The organism is Microbacterium sp. USTB-Y, assembly GCF_023703415.1.
In the GTDB taxonomy this organism is placed as follows: domain Bacteria; phylum Actinomycetota; class Actinomycetes; order Actinomycetales; family Microbacteriaceae; genus Microbacterium.
This window is the reverse complement of sequence record NZ_JAGMTU010000006.1, coordinates 61,117-81,834: the sequence shown is the minus strand read 5'-3', so window position 1 is coordinate 81,834 and position 20,718 is coordinate 61,117. Positions and strand designations below refer to the sequence as shown.

General features: G+C 68.9%; 17 protein-coding genes. 6 read left to right on the top strand and 11 right to left on the bottom strand.

The features are described 5' to 3' along the window. The first annotated feature begins 442 nt into the window (after positions 1 to 442). A complete protein-coding gene (locus tag J8G10_RS15270) occupies positions 443 to 1,717 on the top strand; it encodes an Nramp family divalent metal transporter (protein ID WP_251447260.1) in 1,275 nt (424 codons plus the stop codon). Positions 1,718 to 1,721: 4 nt separating this feature from the next. On the opposite strand, the gene J8G10_RS15265 is transcribed toward J8G10_RS15270, so the two are convergent. Continuing rightward, complete coding sequence (locus J8G10_RS15265) at positions 1,722 to 2,027, bottom strand: hypothetical protein (protein ID WP_251447258.1); 306 nt, start codon at positions 2,025 to 2,027, stop codon at positions 1,722 to 1,724. A 309-nt stretch (positions 2,028 to 2,336) separates the two neighbouring features. Between J8G10_RS15265 and J8G10_RS15260 the strand changes: the two genes are divergently transcribed. Together J8G10_RS15260 and J8G10_RS15255 are read left to right on the top strand one after the other, a co-directional pair. Further along, complete coding sequence (locus J8G10_RS15260; protein ID WP_251446802.1) at positions 2,337 to 2,837, top strand: hypothetical protein; 501 nt, start codon at positions 2,337 to 2,339, stop codon at positions 2,835 to 2,837. Between the two features lie 724 nt (positions 2,838 to 3,561). Further along, positions 3,562 to 3,765, top strand: a complete 204-nt coding sequence (locus tag J8G10_RS15255; protein ID WP_251446799.1) for a cold-shock protein — start codon at positions 3,562 to 3,564, stop codon at positions 3,763 to 3,765. A 192-nt stretch (positions 3,766 to 3,957) separates the two neighbouring features. Here the strand turns inward: J8G10_RS15255 and J8G10_RS15250 are convergent, their stop codons facing one another. Continuing rightward, positions 3,958 to 4,320, bottom strand: coding sequence for a VOC family protein (locus J8G10_RS15250; protein ID WP_251446796.1), 363 nt, complete (start codon positions 4,318 to 4,320; stop codon positions 3,958 to 3,960). A 387-nt stretch (positions 4,321 to 4,707) separates the two neighbouring features. Between J8G10_RS15250 and J8G10_RS15245 the strand changes: the two genes are divergently transcribed. After that, positions 4,708 to 6,972: a LuxR C-terminal-related transcriptional regulator gene (locus J8G10_RS15245; RefSeq protein ID WP_251446793.1), complete on the top strand. Its 2,265-nt coding sequence runs from the start codon at positions 4,708 to 4,710 to the stop codon at positions 6,970 to 6,972. A gap of 203 nt (positions 6,973 to 7,175) precedes the next feature. Beyond that, the gene (locus J8G10_RS15240; protein ID WP_251447291.1) at positions 7,176 to 8,240 is read left to right on the top strand and encodes a hypothetical protein; all 1,065 of its coding nucleotides are present in this window, start codon (positions 7,176 to 7,178) and stop codon (positions 8,238 to 8,240) included. 284 nt (positions 8,241 to 8,524) lie between these two features. Here the strand turns inward: J8G10_RS15240 and J8G10_RS15235 are convergent, their stop codons facing one another. The 6 genes from J8G10_RS15235 to eno all read right to left on the bottom strand — a co-directional run bounded on the left by J8G10_RS15235 (position 8,525) and on the right by eno (position 15,223). Next, positions 8,525 to 9,898 (bottom strand): glutamate decarboxylase, encoded by a 1,374-nt coding sequence (locus J8G10_RS15235; RefSeq protein WP_251446789.1) that lies wholly within the window; start codon positions 9,896 to 9,898, stop codon positions 8,525 to 8,527. Between the two features lie 118 nt (positions 9,899 to 10,016). After that, positions 10,017 to 11,489 carry an FAD-dependent oxidoreductase gene (locus J8G10_RS15230; RefSeq protein WP_251446786.1) on the bottom strand — a complete coding sequence of 491 codons (1,473 nt, stop codon included), beginning with the start codon at positions 11,487 to 11,489 and terminating at the stop codon, positions 10,017 to 10,019. A 13-nt stretch (positions 11,490 to 11,502) separates the two neighbouring features. Then, a complete protein-coding gene (locus tag J8G10_RS15225) occupies positions 11,503 to 12,813 on the bottom strand; it encodes a S8 family serine peptidase (protein ID WP_251446783.1) in 1,311 nt (436 codons plus the stop codon). A 10-nt stretch (positions 12,814 to 12,823) separates the two neighbouring features. Further along, entirely contained in the window at positions 12,824 to 13,345 is a 522-nt protein-coding gene (locus J8G10_RS15220; protein WP_251446780.1) for a DUF501 domain-containing protein, read from the bottom strand. 34 nt (positions 13,346 to 13,379) lie between these two features. Then, complete coding sequence (locus tag J8G10_RS15215) at positions 13,380 to 13,889, bottom strand: septum formation initiator family protein (RefSeq protein WP_251446777.1); 510 nt, start codon at positions 13,887 to 13,889, stop codon at positions 13,380 to 13,382. Positions 13,890 to 13,942: 53 nt separating this feature from the next. Then, positions 13,943 to 15,223, bottom strand: a complete 1,281-nt coding sequence (gene eno / locus J8G10_RS15210) for a phosphopyruvate hydratase (protein ID WP_251446774.1) — start codon at positions 15,221 to 15,223, stop codon at positions 13,943 to 13,945. Positions 15,224 to 15,380: 157 nt separating this feature from the next. On the opposite strand from eno, the gene J8G10_RS15205 reads away from it, so the two are divergent. Next, positions 15,381 to 16,598 (top strand): hypothetical protein, encoded by a 1,218-nt coding sequence (locus tag J8G10_RS15205; protein ID WP_251446771.1) that lies wholly within the window; start codon positions 15,381 to 15,383, stop codon positions 16,596 to 16,598. 73 nt (positions 16,599 to 16,671) lie between these two features. On the opposite strand, the gene J8G10_RS15200 is transcribed toward J8G10_RS15205, so the two are convergent. The 3 genes from J8G10_RS15200 to mmsA all read right to left on the bottom strand — a co-directional run bounded on the left by J8G10_RS15200 (position 16,672) and on the right by mmsA (position 20,703). Continuing rightward, positions 16,672 to 17,787 (bottom strand): sugar-binding protein, encoded by a 1,116-nt coding sequence (locus J8G10_RS15200; protein WP_251446768.1) that lies wholly within the window; start codon positions 17,785 to 17,787, stop codon positions 16,672 to 16,674. A gap of 76 nt (positions 17,788 to 17,863) precedes the next feature. Next, entirely contained in the window at positions 17,864 to 19,186 is a 1,323-nt protein-coding gene (mmsB, locus tag J8G10_RS15195; protein WP_251446764.1) for a multiple monosaccharide ABC transporter permease, read from the bottom strand. Continuing rightward, entirely contained in the window at positions 19,183 to 20,703 is a 1,521-nt protein-coding gene (gene mmsA, locus J8G10_RS15190; RefSeq protein WP_285814422.1) for a multiple monosaccharide ABC transporter ATP-binding protein, read from the bottom strand. The genes mmsB and mmsA overlap by 4 nt, the downstream gene beginning before the upstream one ends. Positions 20,704 to 20,718 lie beyond the last annotated feature (15 nt).

Below are 20,718 nucleotides of genomic sequence, written 5' to 3'. Positions count from 1 at the left end.
GCGCCGATAGCGGAGGGGAACACCCCCCTTCGCAGGAGGAGTCAATCCCACGTCGGGTGAGCACGTCGGTGGCGAACACCGCGGCCACAGCCGTCGAACGCACCGTCGACATCGGACCCGACACGCTGCGCCGCGACCTCAGTTGACGTCTTCACCACGGCCCCCTTGCCTTCTTGAGTTCTCGTGGCCTTCTTGAGTTCTCGTGGTCGTTACGGCCCAGCCCGCCTACCGCCTTCGTTCCGGGTCGCGCAAGCCCGTAGCTGCTCTCGTTGTTCAGGCCGTAGCTTGCCAGGACACGAGCACACAGGTCCGCGGTTGCCGCGGCTTTGCGAGAGCGAGGAACGCGATGGCCGCCACGAATCCGAGGTCGGAGGAGAAGTCCGGTCGGTCAGGAGAGACGGTCGGGTCCGACGATGGGGAGAACAAGAAGCGCAATCCGGTGATGCGTTTCCTCCGGGTGCTGGGGCCGGGGCTCGTGACGGGCGCCGCAGATGACGACCCCTCTGGTGTGGCGACGTACTCACAGGCCGGTGCGACGTTCGGTAACGGGCTGCTGTGGACCGTTCCGCTGTCGTTGCCGTTGATGATGGCGGTGCAGGAGATCTGCGACCGGATGGCGCTCGCGACCGGAGACAGCCTCGGCGCGTTGATCCGTCGCAGATTCCGTCGAGGTGTCGGTATCGCGATCGGTGTGCTGATCGTCGCTCTGATCGCGGCGAACTGCCTGAACCTCGCCGCGGACCTCAACGCGATCGGACAGGGCATGCAACTCCTGCACGCCGGACCGGCGTGGATCTGGAGCATCGTCGCAGGCATCGCGATCCTCGTCACCGTCGTCGTCGGGTCCTTCGAACTGATCGGGAAGATCTTCAAATGGCTGTGCCTGGTCCTGCTCGTCTACATCGGAGTGCTCTTCGCAACGCACGTGAACTGGGGCAGCGTCGCCTCCGGCCTTGCAGGGTTCCAGCTCCAGCTCTCGCCGGCGTACCTGGGCCTCGCGGTCGGTGTCCTCGGGACGACCGTCTCGCCGTACATGTTCTTCTGGCAATCCGCGCAACGCGTTGAAGAGCTCCGGGAGGAGAAACGCGGCGGCGATGAAGCACCCGCCCTTGACGAGCGGCCCGCGCGGGAAGCGCATCGCCGGCTTCGCAACGGGCGAGTCGACGTGTTCACCGGGATGATCTTCAGCGTCCTCATCATGTTCGCGATCATCGCCTCGTCCGCCGCGACCCTCGGAGCGCACCACAAGACGGTCTCCAGCGCGGCCGAAGCGGCGAAGGCTCTCGAGCCCATCGCGGGCAATTTCGCCAGCGTCCTGTTCGCCCTCGGATTCATCGGCTCGGGAATGCTCGCCGTCCCCGTCCTCGCCGCTGCAGGGGCGGCGGGCCTGTCCGCGCTGATGAACAAGAACTGGGGGCTCGAAGAGGGCCCCCGCAAGGCGCCCCTGTTCTACGTCCTGCTGGGCGTCGGGATGATCGGCGGCACGATCCTCGCGGTGGTCTCGACGGACCCTATCGGACTGCTCGTGCTCAGCGCGATCGTCAACGGGATCGCCGCGGGCCCGTTCCTCATCGTGCTCATGCTCATCTCCCGCGACAAGAACATCATGGGCGAGTACCGCAACGGCAAGCTCGCGGCCACCCTGGGCTGGCTCACGACCGTGCTCATGTGCATCGCCGGAATCTACGGGATCTGGTTCACGATATGGGGCGGATAGCCCGCTATCCGAGGATGTGCTCTTCGGGGATGAGGATCCCTCCGGACGTGTTCGCGGAGTTCGCATACGCCTGAATCCGCTCCGGATCCAGCGGTGGGGGTGTCGGCTCGTCGAACTCGAATCGGAGCTGGATCGCGGGGTGCAGCCAGATCGTGGAGCGCCCGCGCGGCTGCGTGTCGTCATGCATCCAGGAGAGCGTGAAGCTCTCGTTACGACGGAGCTTGGTTGCGATCACGACCTTGAGATGCGCGAGGGCGACATCCTCGATCTCGATCGCATGCTCAGAGCTGCCATAGAAAAGCACACCCATGAGGATCACCATTCTCGTCTGCTTGCCGCCACGGGAACCCGTTGCCAGGAGGCACGACCAAGGTGATCGCTCTGTGGTGACGACATCCACCGTCCCACGCATAGACGCCGAAAGACAGGCGACACGGGTGCGTCCACCGACGTATCGGCCCCGACCTCGCACGGCAGGCACGATCACGGTCGGGGCGTCACGGACGGTGCGGACGCTCTTCGCCTCAAGATCGATGACGTGCTCATCGATCGCAGCGGTCTCCGCCACGGGGCGCTTACGCCTGTGAGCCTGCACAGGTTGGGGGCGTAACGTCGATTCATGAACACACAATCGAAGATCGCGGGGCAGCGCCCCGGTTTGCTGGGTTTGGATTCCGTCCTTGTTGGCTCGCTTCCGGCGACGTTGATGACGGATGATGCTCCTGACCGCTACACCGTGGAAGCGGTGTTCACACGGAAGGCGGATCGTGACGAGGTCGCCGCGATCCAAGGCAGTCAGACGCGTGACTACTTGTCCGATCGCGGGTTCTCGACCGTGGAGCTGCACGTCTCTGATCGTCGGTTGGAGATCGGGAACACCAATCTGGAAGAACTCCGTGACGCGCTTGCCGCGGTGATCGCGGATCGACTCGCGGAGATCAGCACGACTCTTCGAGCGGACCGTGAAACGGCCCGCAATCGGGTCCAAGATGCCTCCGATCGGGAGCAGGAGCGCGCAGCGCTGGTTGCTGCCTTGGCTGGCTCGGTGGCATTCGCTCGTCACCCCACGGCTGCCTCCGATGATGCTGCGGAACTGGCCGTGACGACCAGCCGCCCATGATCCACTGATCCGGGGTTATGCCGGCCCCAGTGCGGGTGTAGCGTGCGACCTGGGGCTGGCCGCGACACTCTGGGGAGTGCTCCGGCTCACGGCCCTGGTTGATGGGAACGCTCGCCCGCGCTGCTGCGAAGACGCCGGTAAGGGTGACGTTCCCATCCCTGCTACCCGATCATCGGTCCCCGCATCGGTACAGCGAGGTCGTCGAGCGGGCCTCGTTCCCAGGGAGATGGGGTATGGTCGATCTCAGGTTATTGAGGTTGCGTTTCTGCCGGAGTCAGCTCCGGACCTTCTTCTGGCCCTGGATCGACATCCGGGCGGGCATTCAGTTCAGTGGCTCTGGTCGCATCAGCCAACGTGATGTGCTTCTCCGCCGATTGGCCCCCCCATCTCTCTCATCTCTTTTCCGGCTGTCTCGTCGTCACCGACCTCGCCAACTGTATGGCGACAAGCCGCCGACGATGTGTTCGCAGCGACATCACGCTCAGGCGAGTTCGCAGGCTTCGTCGCGCAGGACGAGTCCGGTTATGCGGCCTACGACGCCCAAGGACGTCGACTCCGTCGCGCAGCATCGTTGGGCGACGCCCGAGCCTCGGTAGAAGCCGCGACCGCTTCGACCCAATCCCGGCACACGCCCGCGCCGACCGGCGCCCACCACACGTCGCGACGAGATCGTCGCGCACTCACGGATCACACACTTGGTCCCAGACAACAAAGGAATGACGTCATGGCCACTGGCACCGTCAAATGGTTCAACTCCGAAAAGGGCTTCGGCTTCATCGCTCCCGACGACGGCACCGCCGACGTCTTCGCGCACTTCAGCGCGATCACCGGCGACGGATACCGCAACCTCGAAGAGAACCAGAAGGTCTCCTTCGACGCGGAGCGCGGCCCGAAGGGCATGCAGGCGGCGAACATCCAGCTCGTCTGACTGCAACACGCGAGGGTCAGGGTCCCGGTCTTGTACCGGGACCCTCACCCTCGTTCTACGGCGGATTGAAGGGCACCCGGACGAGCCGCACATTGCCGCCACCTGCGCTGTCGGCTCGCTCATGGAGGAGCCATCGGCTCGATTTCGTCGTCATACACCCGCGTTGGTGATAGCGCTCACTCACCGGCAGAGTCAGATGTGGCTGGCAATGTTGATGATCTGACCCGCGGGATCCCTGAGAAAGAACCTGCGGATGCCCCACTGCTCGTCGCGGATATCTCGGACGATCTCGAGTCCGTCCGCCTTGGCCCTCACGTACGCAGCGTCCACATCGGCAACCTCGATCGACACGTCCACGGATACGAGCTCCGGGTCTGCTGCCGTCTCACTCGCCCAGGCCACGATCATCTGGGTCGTCGGGTTGCTCGGCGAGGCGAGCATGAGCATCCCGTCCTCGTCCATCGCAGTTCGGAAGCCGAGAAGGCCCTCATAGAACTTGCGTGTCTCGGCGGGGTGACTGGTTGTGATCACTGGCATCGCCCGACGAATGTCCATGGTCGCAGTCTGTCGCACCAGTAACGATGAGTCCAGCGGTGCCGCGCGGACTGTCCGCGGCTCCAGTAGGTATTGAAGCCATGAACGTGCGGGTGACGTCTCGGAGCGAACCATCGGATGCCGCTTGGCGGCGGTCTGGTGACATCGGAGCCCGGATCCTCGTCAACCTCGCAGAGCGCGATCGCGAGGCACAGGCCGCCGCAAAAGCAGAGGCGGCCATCGTTTACTCATCGAGGAAACACCTCGCCCACCCGGACGAAGTCCACACCCCGGATCGTAGCCCTCGCCGCTTCCTCACGCGGACGACGTCATGCCGATACCCCGCACCTGACGACCCCTGCTAGCTTGTCGGTTGCAGAGCGCTCAGGACTCCGGGGAGGTCGTGCGATGCGTCTTCCACGTACAGCGGGCCCGTTCGTCGGGCGGGAGCAGGACCTGGCGAGCGTGGAGGCCCACCTGGCGGCCCACCGTCTCGTGACGCTTCGCGGTCCGGCGGGAGTCGGAAAGACCCGTCTGGCGATCGAGTTCGCCACGGGGCTGATCGCCGGAGGGCGGGACCGGGTGTGGTTCGTCCCTCTCGGGACGCTGGGTTCGGGTGCGCTGCTCGCCGAGACCGTCATCGCCACGCTGGGCATCAAGTCGACCCTGGCCGAGCCCCTCGCCGCGCTGAGCTCCTACCTGGATGAGGAGCCGAGTCTCGTGCTCCTGGACAACTGCGAGCACATCGCCGCGGCCGTGTCGGAGTTCGTGAGCGCTCTCCTGGCGACGACCCGCAACGTGCGGGTGATCGCGACCAGTCGGCAGCCGCTGGGCGTGGATGAGGAGGTCACCGTCGCGCTCGGCGGCCTGGACACCTCTGCCCGGGGCGCCTCGGTGGAGCTGTTCGCGGCCGTGGCGCGGCGGTCGGATCCGGCCTTCCGCGGCACCGGCACGGGCGACGGCGAGGTCGCCGAGATCTGCCGCCTCGTGGACGGCCTGCCCTTGGCGATCGAACTGGCGGCCTGCCGCATCGGAGCCCTCTCGCCTCTCCAGATCCTGGAGCAGACGCGGACGTCGATCGGCCTGCTGCGGCGCGCGGGCCGCGAGCCGGGACGCACGACGTCGCTGATCGCGTCGATCGCGGACAGCTACTCGCTCTGCAGTGCGCGGGAGCGCCTGCTGTGGGATTCCCTGTCGGCCCTGGCGGGTCCGTTCGCGCTCGACGACGCGGTCCAGGTCAGCGGACTGGAGGCCGCCGAGGTCCTGGATCTCATCGAGGCCCTCCTCGAGAAGTCGGTGCTGCTTCGCGCCGACGACGACCAGGATCGACGGGCGCGCTACCGCATGCTCTACGTGCTGCGCCGGTTCGGGCGGGAGCGGCTCGCCGAGGACCCGGAACGGGAGAGCGCGGTGCTCGACGCGCACGCCCAGTGGTTCGCGACGGTGGCCGCCCGCGCTGAGGAGGAGTGGATCGGTCCGCAGCAGCAGCGCCTCGTCGCGAATCTCGAGGCTGCCTTGCCGGACATCCGGGCCGCGAGCGAGCACGCGATCGGCCGCGGCGACGCCGCGACCGCGTACCGCGCGTGCGTGGTGTGCACCCCGCAGCTGTGGTGGGCTTCGGGACGCATCGACGAGGGCCGCCACTGGGTCGAGCGGGCTCTCTGTCTCATGAGCGAGCCTTCGGACGAGCTGCTGATCGCACTGCTCGATGCCGAGTCGCTCGCCCTGGCGAAGGGTGACCTCGCGTCCGCGGACGCTCATCTCCGGCGCGCGGCAGAGGTGGCGGCGGCCCCCGGCGTCGCCTCCGCGGACTCCCGTGCCCGGATGGCGTTCGGGCGTGCGTTCCGGCACCTGCTGCTCGGGCAGTTCGACGATGCGGCTGCCGTCGCCACGGCCGGCATCGAGCACTCCCGGACGATGGACCCCGCGGACGCGACACCGTACCGGCTCCGCCAGGTGCTGGTCTACGCCTGCAACGCACTCGGCGACGTGGAACGGGGAACCCGCTCCTGCAACGAGCTGATCGACCTGTCGGCCGCCGCGGGCGAGACCTACTACCGGGCGTTCGCCCAGCACGTGCTCGCCCTGTACGCCTGGCGGCAGGGGGAACTGGGCGATGCGCGCCGTCTCTCCGACTCGGCGATGCGCTCCTCGGTGTGGGTGCCGAACCGCCCGGAGAACCCCGACGCGCTGCTGATCGCAGGCTTCATCGCCGCCGCGGACGATCAGACGGAGCGTGCGGCGACGCTGTTCGGCGCGTCCGTGGGGACGTCGACGACCCACATCGCATCCACCGCGCTCTTCTCCGAGACGATCGAGGAGCGCGACCGCCTCGCGCAGCGGCACGCCCAGATCACCGAGGTCCTCCACCCTGCCGCCACCCTTCGCGGCTACCGGATGACTCCCGCGCAGGCCGTGGAGTACGCCCTGCAGCGGCACCCCGCTGCGGACGCCGCGGTCCTGTCCCCCCGGGAGCTCGAAGTGGCGGCGTTGATCGCGGAAGGCCGCATCAACAAGGAGATCGCCGCAGCCCTGACCATCTCCGTGCGCACCGCAGAGGGCCACGTCGAGCGCATCCGCCGCAAGCTCGGAGTCCGCTCCCGGGTCGACATCAGCACCTGGTATGTGCGCCGCACCGTCGATGGCGCGAACGGCGCAGCGGGATCGGAGTAGCTCCTCCGCCGCCGCTCCGCGCGCGGGCGACCAGGTAGTCGAACAGGTAGTTCCACGGATCGCGGCCGACGGATCGTGCGCGACAGCATGGTTCTTAGCTGCGCGTCACGCGTCGTGCTCTCACCCAGGGGGGCTTGAGGGACGACCGGCGGTATCCGGCGTCAACGTCGGCAAGCCATCTCAGAACAACCAAGGGGAGAACCATGCTCGAAACCCCACAGCCGAACGATCAGGCCACGGGGGCGACGACGTCGCGCGGGATCGGCCGCCGTGCGATCGTCAAGGGTGCGGCCTGGAGCGTGCCGGTCATCGCCGCAGCGGCCGCAGCGCCGCTGGCGGCGGCGAGCGGCTGCACGCCGGGTACGCTCACGATCCTTGGCACAGGCGCGACCCTGTCCATGACGACCGTGACGATTCCAGCCTGTGCGAAGAAAGTCACGTTCGTCCTGGCCGGCGGGGACGGCGGTCGCTACAGCGGGACCGCCGCCGGTCGCGGCGCCACGATCTCGGGCGACCTCGTGCTGACCCCGGGGACCCATGTGCTGACGCTCATCGCGGGCGGTGCGGGTGCCGGAGGCGGATCCACCAACCCGCGTGCGGGCGGAGCCGGCTTCGGCAGCGGCGGCGATGCCTGGGGAGCCGTGGGAGCCGGCGGCGCGGGCAGCGCGATCCTGGTCGACGGCACGCCCGTCGTCGTGGCCGGTGGCGGCGGAGGCGGAGCCAACGTCAACATCTCCATGAGCGGCACCGGAACCGAGACGCTCACCGCGCCGAAGTACGGTGTCGACGCCGGCCTCGGCTCATCGGGCGGCAGCGCGGTGGGCTACGGCTTCGGCTTCAGCAACAGCGGCACGCTCGTGTTCGCTGCGGGCGGCGGCGGCGCAGCGATCGGTGCCGTCGGGGGCGCCGGCGCGGCGCCCCTGGTCAATGGCAGCGGCACGGCGACCGAGTACCCCGGCGGCGCGGGCGGAGCCAACGGATCCGGCGCCAATGGCGGCGGGGACGGCGGCGACGGTCCGTTCATCAGCTCCCCCACCGGGCAGGGCCTGTCCAGCGGCGTCAACGGCGGGGGCGGCGGAGGCGGCTGGGCTGGCGGCGGTGGCGGTCGTGCGTTCTCGAAGACCTCAGGCCCCTCTGGGCTGCTCGAAGGAGGCTCCGCCGGCGGTGCGGGATCCAGCTTCGTGAACGCTTCCGGGGCCACCGCGACCGCACCCGTGCCACGCTCGGACGCACGAGGCGAAGGCCTCGTCACCGTCACCTGGTCATGATCCCGGGGACTCCGGCTGCGACTTCGCCGCACACCGGTTGACATCAAGACCCGCAGGCGCTGCTGCTGCCTGCGCTCTCCGCACAATGGGGATGTGCGGAGACCGCCCCTGTCTCTCGTTTCCCGCTTTGGCGAGGGGCAGGGGCCTCCACACCCTTCACCATCGGTCCCTCCCCGGTCGATGGTGAAGGGCGGAGGGAGGGGGGAAGCTCCCGTCCGCCGAGAGGCGGACGGGAGCTTCCGATTTCTCCGCCCTTCAGAACGTGATCCGGCGCAGAGGACGGGTCAGTGCGTGAAGCCGGTTCCAGCCGTCGAACGGTCGGGCAGCGGTGAGGTCAGCGCATCCAGGTAGGCGACCTCTTCTCGGATCGTGGCGAGCAGCGCCTCGGCCAGATCCATCGTCACGCCGTTGCGGATCACGATCCGCTGCACGGTGATCTGCTCCAGATCCGCGGGAAGCGGATACGCCGGCACCAGCCACCCCCGCATGCGCAGACGGTCCGACAGGTCGTAGAGCGTCCAGTTCGCGGTGTGACCGTCGAGCAGCCGCCAGGCGAACACCGGGATCGTCGAGCCGTCGCTGATCAGGGCGAACGGCTCGAGGCCGCCGATGCCGTCCGCGAGATAGCGCGCCACCGCCCGCGACGTGCCCTGCACCTCCGCGTAGCCCTCCCTGCCGAGCCGCAGGAAGAGATAGAACTGCAGCAGCACCTGGGCGCCGGGACGCGAGAAGTTCAGGGCGAGCGTCGGCATGTCCCCGCCGAGATAGCTGACCCGGAACACCATCGACTCCGGCAGCGCCTCGGCGTCACGCCATACGACCCAGCCCAGGCCGGGATACACGAGACCGTACTTGTGACCGGAGGTGTTGATCGACGCGACGCGCTCCACGCGGAAGTCCCAGGCCAGATCCGGATCCAGGAACGGCGCGACCATCCCGCCCGACGCGGCATCGACGTGGATCGGCACGTCGTGGCCGGCCGTGGCCGCGATGCGGTCGAGGGCCGCCGCGATCTCGGCGACCGGCTCGTAGGCACCGGTGTAGGTGACGCCGAGGATCGCGACGACGCCGACCGTGTTCTCGTCGACGTACTGCGCGAGCAGATCGCCGTCCAGGGCCGGGTGCTCGGCGCTCACCGGCACGTACCGGGGCTCGACCTCGAAGTAGTTGCAGAACTTCTCCCAGCACACCTGCACAGCGCTCGACATCACGAGGTTGGGGCGAGTGGCATCCGCGCCCGCCTGGCGCCGCTTCTCCTGCCAGCGCCGCTTGAGCGCGATGCCGGCGAGCATGCACGCCTCGCTCGATCCGATCGTCGAGGTGGCCGGCGCCGCGGCGGGATCCGGCGCGTACCAGAGTTCGGCGATCATGCGCTGGCAGTAGGTCTCGATCGCCGCGGTCTGCGGATACTCGTCCTTGTCGATCATGTTCTTGTCGACCGCTTCCGCGTACAGCCGCTGCGCCTCCTCGTCCATCCACGTCGTGACGAAGGTGGCGAGGTTGAGGCGGGCGTTGCCGTCGAGCATGGTCTCGTCGCTGACCACGTGATAGGCCGTCAGCGGGTCCATGCCCCGATCGGGGATCCGGTGCTTGTCGACGGAGACGCCGGATCCCGCCCGGCGATGCAGCGGGTTGATGTGGATGCGTTCCTGCGACATGGGCCACTCCCGAATGCGTTCGCGATGTTCGGGCGTCACCCTAGCATCGCCGGCGATCGGTGCGGTGAACGAAGAACGCCCCCGCTCCGTGGAGGAGCAGGGGCGTTCCCGAGGGGTCTTACTTGGCTGCGGCCTCGGCCGGCTTCTTGGCCGCGGCCGCCTTCGGCGCGGCGACCGGCTTGCTGTCGGCCGGAGCGGGCGCGGCCACCGCGGCGGGCGCCGGAGCGGCGTCGACCGCAGGGCGCGGGCGGGCGGCGAACTCGTCGAACACCGCGCGCGGCGTCTGCACGGCCTCGAGGCCGACGATGTCGCGGCCGAGCCACAGGTTGTTCCACCAGCCCCACAGCACGCGCCACTTGCGCTCCCAGGACGGCATCGCGAGGCCGTGGTAACCGCGGTGCGCGAGCCAGGCGATGAAGCCCTTCAGCGCGAGGTTGCCGGACTGGAACACGCCGTTGTAGAGACCGAGGCCCGCGACGGCGCCGAGGTTCTTGTGCACGTAGTCCTTCGGCGTCTCTCCGCGCAGCACCGCGACGAGGTTCTTCGCGAGGAGCTTGGCCTGACGGACGGCGTGCTGCGCGTTGGGCACGCACATGCCGCCGACGCCGCCGCCGGACAGGTCGGGGACGGCCGAGACGTCGCCCGCGGCCCACGCGCCCTCGACGAACGCGTCGGGGGTGCCGACCCGCAGGTCGGCACGCGTCTGGATGCGTCCGCGCTCCTCGACCGGCAGATCGCCGCCGCGCACGACGGTGGGGTTGGCCATGACGCCCGCGGTCCAGACGATGAGGTCGGTCGGGATGACCTCACCGGTGGAGAGCTCGACGTTGCCGTCGACGGCGCCCTTGACCTGGGTGTCCAGGTGCACGTTCGCACCGCGCTTGGCGAGGTCCTTGAGCACCCACTCGCTCGTCTTCAGGGAGACCTCGGGCATGATGCGGCCCATCGCCTCGATGAGGTGGAAGTGCGTGTCCTCGAACGACAGCTGCGGGTACTTGGAGATGAGCGCCGAGGCGAACGAGCGCAGTTCGGCGAACGCCTCGATGCCGGCGAAGCCGCCGCCCACGACGACGACCGTGAGCAGCCGGTCGCGCTCCGGCCCGGCAGGGATGGAGGCGGCCTTGTCGAAGTTCGAGAGCAGCTTGTCGCGCACGGCGACGGCCTCTTCGATCGTCTTGAGCCCGATCGCGTTGTCGGCGATGCCGGGGATCGGGAACGTGCGGGAGACGGCGCCGGCCGTGACCACGATCTGGTCGTATGCGAACTCGTAGGGCTCGCCCACCGACGGCGTGATCGTCGCGACCTTGTCGGCGTGGTTGATGCCGGTGACCTTCGCGGTGACCACGTGGGTGCGCTTGAGGTGGCGACGGTGTGCGACGACGGCATGCCGCGCCTCGATCGACCCGGCAGCGACCTCGGGCAGGAAGGGCTGGTAGGTCATGTAGGGCAGCGGGTCCACCATCGTGACCTCGGCCTCACCCTTGCGGAGGTGCTTCTCGAGCTTCCACGCGGTGTAGAAACCGGCGTAACCACCGCCCACGATCAGGATCTTGGGCGCAGCAGCGCTCTTTGCCACGGTGCTCTCAGTCACGGAGGCTAACTCCTCAGTCATCGGGATTTTGGCGTGCGGAAGCGCGCGCCGAACGGATGCGCCGGGCAGCAGCGGTGACGCCAAGCGCTATAAGGATACCAGGCACCGTGAGCGCCGCGAGCGGGAGGGTACCGTACAGCAGCGAATCCGGGCTGGGGATCAGCGGCGAGGTCGCCTTCGTCGGGGCATCGGCCTTCGGCAGAGGCGGGATGGCGAGCGGTGTCGAGGTGGACTGCGCGGGCGCCGGAGCCTCGGCGCGGCGGTGCAACCGGATCCAGTCCGACAGGTCGCCGAGCGGGTTCTCGTCGACGGGCGGCACGGCCGAGCTCACGGCGGCGGAGGCGTCGATCAGTCCGTAGCCGTACAGAGGATCCGGATGCGCCGTCGCCTGCGGCGCGGGCCGGGCGGTCTGGATGATCTGGTTGATCACGTTGTTCGCATCCATGTCCGGATGCGCGGCGCGCACCAGCGCCACCACGCCGGCGACGATGGGGGCCGCGCCGCTGGTCCCGTTCCAGGTCTCGACGGTGCCGTCGGCGTCGACGCCGAGCAGCGACTCGCTGGGTGCCGAGACCGCGATCGAGATGCCCTGCGTCGAGGCCGCACGGCTGGCGACCCCGCGCTGGTCGACGCCTCCGACCGCGAGCACGCCCGGGATGGTCGCGGGGGCCCCGACCATGGCGGTGCCGCTGCCACGGTTGCCGGCCGCGACGACGACCACGACATCGTGCTGGAACGCGTAGAGGAACGCGTCGTCCCAGCTGCGGTCCCACTCCAGGGTGTTCGTGGTGAAGGACAGGTTGATCACGTTCGCGCCGTGATCCACCGCCCACCGCATCGCGTCCGCGACCTGCTTCGTGAAGGGCACCGGGGCCGTCGTGCCGAACCCCAGCGAGATCGAGAGCAGCTTGGCCTCCGGCGCCACCCCGATCATGCCCGTCCCGTCGGCGTTCGGGCGTCCGGCGGCGAGCGAGGCGACCCGGGAGCCGTGGTCGCTGTCCAGGGGCCCGAGCGGCGTGCGACCGTCGTCGGATCCGATGCCCGACACGTCCGTGCCGTCGGTGACGGCGCCCTGGAACGCGCTCGGCCCGTTCGCGATGCCGGTGTCGATGATCGCGATCGTCACGCCCGCGCCGCGCGTGGTCTTCCAGGCGGCGTCGATGTGCGCACCCTCGAGCCAGTACTCCGCCGCGCGCTCGGGATCCGCCGTCGGAGTCGGGGTGGGCGTCGCCGCCATCGCCAGCGGCGTCGCGACGGCGAGCACGAGGAGCGCGACGACGGTGCGGAGCCGTCGGGCGCGGGGCGTGATGCGGGGCGCGGTCATCGGGCTCGGCTCACCGTCCCCGCGCGGCTCCCGGCTCGACGCACTCGCAGCGCTCCGGCGACCACCGGGCGCGGCGCAGAGCCTCGTCCCCGATGGGGTTGACGCCCTCCCCCGCGGCGAGCGCGTGGCCGGCCAGCGCGTGCAGGCACTTCACGCGAGTGGGCATGCCCCCCGCGGACACCCCGGCGATCTCGGGCACGTCGCCGTACTGCGACCGGTCCGCGAGGAAGGCCTGATGCGCGCGCAGGTAGGCGGCGGCGACCTCCTCGTCGTCGAGCAGCTGGGCGAGCTCCGGCATCGCGTGCTCGGCCTCGAGGGTCGACATCGCGGCCGCCGCGACGGGGTGCGTGAGGTAGTAGAACGTGGGGAACGGCGAGCCGTCGGGCAGCCGCGGCAGCGTCGCCACGACCGTCGGGTTGCCGCACACGCAGCGGGCGGCGATGCCCACGACTCCGCGGGCCTCGCGGCCGAGCTGTGCGGAGACGACCGCGATCTCGGCGTCGGTGGGCGGGGCGAAGGGCGGCGTGGTCACCCCTCCAGGGTACGGGGTCGAACCGGGAGGGTCCTCAGCGGCCGGTCGAGCCGGTCGCGGTCTTGGCGAGCCCGGCCTCGGTCACGCTGCGCAGCAGCTGGCCCGCCCAGTCGGAGGACTTCTCCTGCACGGTGTCGCTGACCCTCGCCTGCTCGACCGGACGAGCCGCGGGATCGATGTCGTTGTCGATGAGGTAGACGACCTCTCCCGGCTTGACGTAGAAGAGCCGCTGACGCGCCTGCGCGGTGATGTACGCGGGGTCGTTCCAGCGCGCCCGCTCGGCCTTGAGATCGTCGATCTGCTTCTGAGTGACCGTCACGGAGTGCTCGAGCGCCGCGATCCGCTGCCTCTGGTCGAGGTAGGTGCCCAGCGTCGGCACCAGGACCCAGGCTCCCAGCACGACGAGGGAGAGCATGATCACCATGAACCCGCTGAGCCGGATGCCGCCGACCCAGCCCCGCACGTCCACGGCGCGGGCGCCGGCCTGGCGCGGCGCGGCGGTCGCTCTCGGAGACGACGAAGGAGGAGTCCGCCGTTCGGTCATGACTCCTCCTCCACCGTCAGCCGGTTGACAGAGCGTGTCAGCAGATGTGCTGGTCAGCCCTTGAAACGCGGGAAGGCGGAACGCCCGGCGAACACCGCGGCGTCACCCAGCTCCTCCTCGATGCGCAGAAGCTGATTGTACTTCGCGACGCGCTCCGACCGAGCGGGCGCGCCGCTCTTGATCTGGCCCGAGTTCACGGCGACGACGAGGTCGGCGATCGTGGTGTCCTCGGTCTCGCCCGAGCGGTGCGAAAGCATCGTGGTGTAGCCCGAGCGGTGCGCGAGGCTGATCGCGTCGAGGGTCTCGGACAGCGTGCCGATCTGGTTGACCTTGACGAGCAGCGAGTTGGCGACGCCCAGGTCGATGCCCTTCTGCAGACGCTCCGGGTTGGTGACGAACAGGTCGTCGCCGACGAGCTGGATCTGCGAGCCGAGCTTCTCGGTGAGTGCCTTCCAGCCGTCCCAGTCGTCCTCGGCGAGAGCGTCCTCGATCGTGACGATCGGGAAGTCCTTCACCAGGCTCACGTAGTAGTCGGTGAGCGACGCCGCGTCCCAGTCCTTGTCGTCGAGGCGGTACGCGCCGTCGTTGAAGAACTCCGTGGCGGCGGCGTCGAGGCCCAGGGCGATGTCGGTGCCCGGCGTGAAGCCGGCCTTCTCGATGGCCTTGACCAGGAACTCGAGGCCCTCGCGGTTGCTGGGCAGGTCGGGGGCGAAGCCGCCCTCGTCGCCGAGGCCGGTGGCGAAGCCCGCCGCCTTCAGCTCTCCCTTGAGCACGTGGTAGACCTCGGTGCCCCAGCGCAGCGCCTCGGAGAAGCTGTCCGCACCGATCGGGGCGAGGAAGAACTCCTGCATGTCGATGCCGTTGTCGGCGTGCGAACCGCCGTTGATGACGTTGAACAGCGGAACGGGCAGCAGGTGCGCGTTCGGGCCGCCCAGGTAGCGGAACAGCGGCAGGTCGGCGGAGTCCGCGGCGGCCTTGGCGACCGCGAGGCTGACGCCGAGGATCGCGTTCGCGCCGACCCGGCTCTTGTTGTCGGTGCCGTCGACCTCGATGAGGATCTCGTCGATGATGCGCTGCTCGCTGGCCTCGACGCCTTCGATCGCCGGGCCGAGCTCGTCGATGACCGCCTCGACGGCCTTGAGCACGCCCTTGCCGCCGTAGCGGCTCTTGTCGCCGTCGCGCAGCTCGTACGCCTCGAACGCACCGGTGGACGCACCGGAGGGGACGGCGGCGCGCTGCACGATGCCGTCGTCGAGGAGCACCTCCACCTCGACGGTCGGGTTGCCACGGGAGTCGAGAATCTCGCGTGCGCCTACAGCCTCGATCAGTGCCACAGGGTGCTCCTTGTTCAAGAGGTGAGTGGGTGGGTGGAGCGACGTCGATCCGCCGCCCAGTCTAGTCAGAGCGGCCCTCGCGGCGCTGATGATGAAGCACCACCCGCGCGCACGACGCCGCTGCCCTGCGCCCGGTGCGGCTCGCTATCCTTTCGACATGGTCCTCGACTCCGCCGCGGCGCTGGTCGCCGCGCCGCGGCGGCGATCGCGCGACGGGAGCGGGAACGTGCGCTCGATCGCCGAGGTCGCGGGAGCCGCACCGCTGTGGTTCTCGGTGCCCGAGGAGCACGCGGACCTGCTCGGCGATCGTGCGGACCACGTGGCCGTCGCCCTGCTGCTGCCCGCCATGCGCTACGGGCGCGCGCTGCACGTCGGAGGATCCGTCACGGACGTGCTCCTGCACCGGCTGAACCACGATCTGCAGGCGCTCGTGCGCGCGGTGCACGCGGAGTACCGTCGCATCCCCGTGACCGCCGACGGCACCGTCGCCTCGGGTGCGCCGGCACCCGGCGTCGTGACCGGCTTCTCCGGCGGCGTCGACAGCTTCGCGACGCTCGCGGAGTACGCGCTCGCCTCGGACATCCCGGCCGGCATGCGCATCACCCACCTGCTCAACAACAACGTCGGCGCCCACGGCGACCGCAACGACGCGCTCTGGGAGGCGCGCTGGCGGGCGCTGGCACCGCTGGCCGCGGAGCTCGGGCTGCCCTTCCTCCGCATCGACAGCAATCTCGACGCGCACTATCCGCAGATGGGCTTCATGGAGACCGTGACCTTCCGCAACGCGGCCGCGGCGCATCTGCTCGGCGGCGGGATGGGGCGCTCCTACCATGCCTCGGAGGGCGCCTACCGGAACGTGCGGATGCCGCCTCCGCACGGCGACATCGGCCTCGCCGGCGCGATGACCTTCCCGATGCTGTCGACCCCGGCGCTGACGCTGGAGTCGACGAGCTCCGGCCTCTCCCGCATCGATCGGACCCTCGCCCTCGCCGGCACGCCGTACGCGAGGTATCTCGATGTCTGCGTGGAGGCGGATCCGGGACGCGCGACCAACTGCTCGCGCTGCTGGAAGTGCATGCGGACCATGCTGACGCTGGACATCGCCGGCCGGCTCGAACCGTTCCTGCCGACGGTCTTCCGGCGCGAGCCGTATCTGGCGAGGCGCGCCGAGTACTCGGTCGCGCTCCTGGCCTCGGAGGAGCCGAACGACATCGAGCTCGTCGCATTCGGCGACGCGCACGACTGGCGCTGGGGCGTCTCCGCCCGCCCGCGCGCGGCCGTGCTGCGCGCCGTGCGCACCGCACGCAGCACGGCCGCCGCCGCACGACGGCGCCTGCGTGCGCGACCCGGCGCCGACCGCCGCGGAACGGCCTGATCCTCCGCCCCTCGGGCCGGGTACGACGAAGGGCCGCGCGGTGCTGTCCGCGCGGCCCTTCGCGATACGGGTGTTACTTGTACGACTTGACGATCTCGAGGAGGTTCGGGACGTTGGCGTACGCCTCCGCCGCGTTCTCCTTGGTCACGATGACCGGAGCGAGCAGGTAGGACGGGACGACCTTGACGCCGTTGTTGTACGACTTGGTGTCGTTGACGTCGACCTTCTCGCCCTTCTGCAGCTGCTCGGTCATCTTGATCGCCTGGGCGACGAGCAGCGTGGTGTCCTTGTTGATCGTGGAGTACTGCACGCCCTCCATGATCGACTTGACGGACTCGACCTCGGAGTCCTGGCCGGTGACGACCGGAACCGGCTTGCCGGCCTGCTGCACCGAGGTGATGATGGCGCGGGCCAGGGTGTCGTTCGGGCTCAGCACGCCGTCGATCGTGGCGGAGCTGTAGTTCGCCGTGAGCAGGGCGTCCATGCGGCGCTGCGCGTTCTCGGCCTTCCAGCCGTCGGTCGCCGTCTGGGTGATCTCGGTCTGGCCGGAGACCACCTTGAGCGTGCCGTCCTTGATCTTCGGCTCGAGCACGTCCATGGCGCCCTTGAAGAAGACCGCCGAGTTCGCGTCGTCCGCGGATCCGGAGAACAGCTCGATGTTGTACGGCGCCGGGTGGCCCGCGCGCTTGGCGAGACCGTCGAGCAGGGCCTGGCCCTGCAGCTGGCCGACCTTGAAGTTGTCGAACGCGACGTAGTAGTCGACCGCGTCGGTGTTCTCGATCAGGCGGTCGTAGGCGATGACGGTCGCGCCGGCGTCGTGCGCCGCCTTGACCTGGGTGGACAGCTGCTTGCCGTCCTTGGCGCCGATGATGATGACCTTCGCACCACCGGTGACCATCGCCTGGATCTGGTTCTGCTGCTCGGCGACCGTGTTGCTGGCCGGCGCGTACTGCACGTCGGGCTTGAAGCCCGCCTTGGTCAGCCCGTCGGTGAACAGCTTCCCCGCCAGCACCCAGTTCTCACTGGTCTTGTCCGGCAGGGCGACACCGATCTTCGCGTCGGCTGCGAAGCCCTTGGCCGTGCTGTCGCCGCTCGCGGCGGGGGTTCCGCCACGCTCGGACGAGCAGCCGGTCAGGGCGAAGGCACCCGCGACGACGAGCGCTGTCGCCGAAAGGAGGATCTTCTTCATTGGGATCTCTTTCTCTCTTGGTGTTGCATCTCAGGTGAATGCAGGATCGCGCCGCGCGAGCGGCCCGGACCTCTTCTTACTTTCCGCTCGCAGTGCCGCCAGCGGTGGTGGGGAACGGCTCCTCCGCGCGGGAGAACCGTCGGGTGATGAATCCGGTGATGGACGGCCGGCCCTGCTGCTTGTTCCAGACGTCGACGGCGACGGCCCCGAGCAGCACGAGTCCCTTCACCATCGCGACCGTGTCGGCGCCCGCGCCGAGCAGCGCCATGCCGTTGTTGAGGAAGGCCATGACCAGGCCACCGATGATCGAGCCGATCACGGTGCCGATGCCGCCGGAGACGGCCGCGCCGCCGATGAACACGGCCGCGATCGCGTCGAGCTCCCAGCCGTTGCCGTCCTGAGGACCGGAGGCCGTGGCGCGGGCGACGTAGATCATCGCCGCGACCGAGGCGAGCACCGACATGTTCATCATGACGAAGAAGTCGGTCCACCGGTCCTTCACGCCGCTGAGGCGAGCCGCCTGGCGGTTGCCGCCGACCGCGTAGATGTGGCGGCCGAAGACGGTGTTGTTGGTGACGAAGGTGTAGACGATGACGAGCACCAGCAGGATGAGCCCCGAGATCGGGAAGCTCGTGCCCGGCCGTCCGTTGGCGAACAGCCAGCCGGCCGCGAGGATGATCGCGGCGAGGACCACGATCTTCACCACGCTCACCCAGAGCGGGGCGCTCTCGGTGCCGGCCTTGCGCTGCGAGGCGCGCATGCGGAACTCGAAGAACACGACCCATGCCGCGGCCAGGACCGCGAGCAGCATCGTCAGCACGTTGAAGTTGAGCGGCACGGCGAGCTCGGGAAGGTAGCCCGCGCCGATGAACTGGAAGTCGGCCGGAACCGCCACCGACGTCGACTGCCCGACCGCCTGGTTGGCGCCTCGGAAGAACAGCATGCCGGCGAGGGTGACGATGAACGCGGGCACCCGCACGAACGCGACCCAGAAGCCCTGCCAGGCGCCGACGAGCGCGCCGAGGGCGAGGCCGAGCAGGATCGCCGCCCACCACGGGAAGTGCCAGTTCGCCATGGACTGGGCCACGACGATGCCGACGAACGCGGCCACCGAGCCGACCGAGAGATCGATGTGGCCCATGATGATGACCATCACCATGCCGATGGCCAGGATCAGGATGTAGGAGTACTGGCTGACGACGTTGATCAGGTTGCCCGACGACAGCGTCAGACCTCCGGTCCAGACCTGGAAGATCAGGATGATGACGATCAGTGATCCGAGGATGCCGAACTGACGTCCGGTGGACTGGCCGCCGCCCATCATCTTGCCGAGATCGCGGAAGCGGAAGCCCGGCTCGGGCGCGGGTACCTGCGGTGCGGGCGTGGTCGTGGTGCTCATGCGGACGCCTTCTGAGTAAGGGAGGTCATGCTGCGCATGAGCGCCTCCGGGGTTGCTTCGGATGCGGGGAGGCAGTCGGTGACGCGTCCCTCGAACACGGTGTAGATGCGGTCGGACATGCCGAGCAGCTCGGGCAGCTCGCTGGAGATCACGATGACGCCCTTGCCCTGCGCCGCGAGCTCGTTGATGATGCCGTAGATCTCGTACTTGGCGCCGACGTCGATGCCGCGGGTCGGCTCGTCCAGGATCAGCAGATCCGGATCCGTGAACATCCACTTGGCCAGCACGACCTTCTGCTGGTTCCCGCCCGAGAGCGTGCCCACGCCCTGGTCGACCGTCGGCGTCTTGATGCGCAGGGACTTCCGGTACCGCTCGGCCACCTGCGCCTCCTCGATGTCGTTGACGACGCCGTTGCGGGAGATCTTGGAGAGCTTCGCCGAGACGATCGAGCGCTTGATGGTGTCCAGCAGGTTGAGGCCGAGCACCTTGCGGTCCTCGCTCACGTAGGCGAGACCGTGCCGGATCGCGCTGCGCACGTCGGGCAGCGCGATCTCCTGGCCGTCCTTGACGATCGTGCCGGAGAGGAACTGCCCGTAGGAGCGGCCGAAGATGCTCATCGCGAACTCGGTGCGCCCTGCCCCCATGAGGCCGGCGATGCCGACGACCTCCCCGCGGCGCACCTCGATGCTGGAACCCTTCACGACCATGCGCTCGGAGACCGAGGGGTGGCGCACCCACCAGTCCTTGACCTCGAAGAACACCTCGCCGATCTCGGGGGTGCGGTCGGGGTAGCGGCTCTCCAGCGAGCGGCCGACCATGCCGCGGATGATGCGGTCCTCGTTGATCTCGCCGCGTCCGACGTCGAGCGTCTCGACCGTGCGGCCGTCGCGGATGATCGTGATCTCGTCGGCGATCTGCTCGATCTCGTTGAGCTTGTGGCTGATGATGATCGACGTGATCCCCTTGGCCTTGAGGCCGAGGATCAGGTCGAGCAGGTGCTGCGAGTCGTTCTCGTTGAGCGCCGCGGTGGGCTCGTCGAGGATCAGCAGCTTGACGTCCTTGTTGAGCGCCTTGGCGATCTCGATGAGCTGCTGCTTGCCGACGCCGAGGTGCTTGATCGCGACGTCGGGATCCTCCTTGAGGCCGACGCGGGCGAGGAGCTCGACCGTGCGCTGCTTCTGCGCGGTCCAGTCGATGCGGGCGCCGCGGCGGATCTCATTGCCGAGGAAGATGTTCTCGGTGATCGAGAGCTCGGGGATCAGCGCGAGCTCCTGGTGGATGATCACGATTCCGGCATGTTCGCTCGCGGCGATGTCTCGGAAGCGCTGCTCCTGCCCGTAGAGCAGGATCTCGCCGTCGTACGTGCCGTAGGGGTAGACCCCGGACAGCACCTTCATCAGGGTCGACTTGCCCGCGCCGTTCTCGCCGCAGATGGCGTGCACCTCGCCGGTGCGGACGGTGATGGACACATCGGAGAGGGCTTTCACGCCCGGGAACTCCTTCGTGATGCTGCGCATCTCGAGGATCGGTCC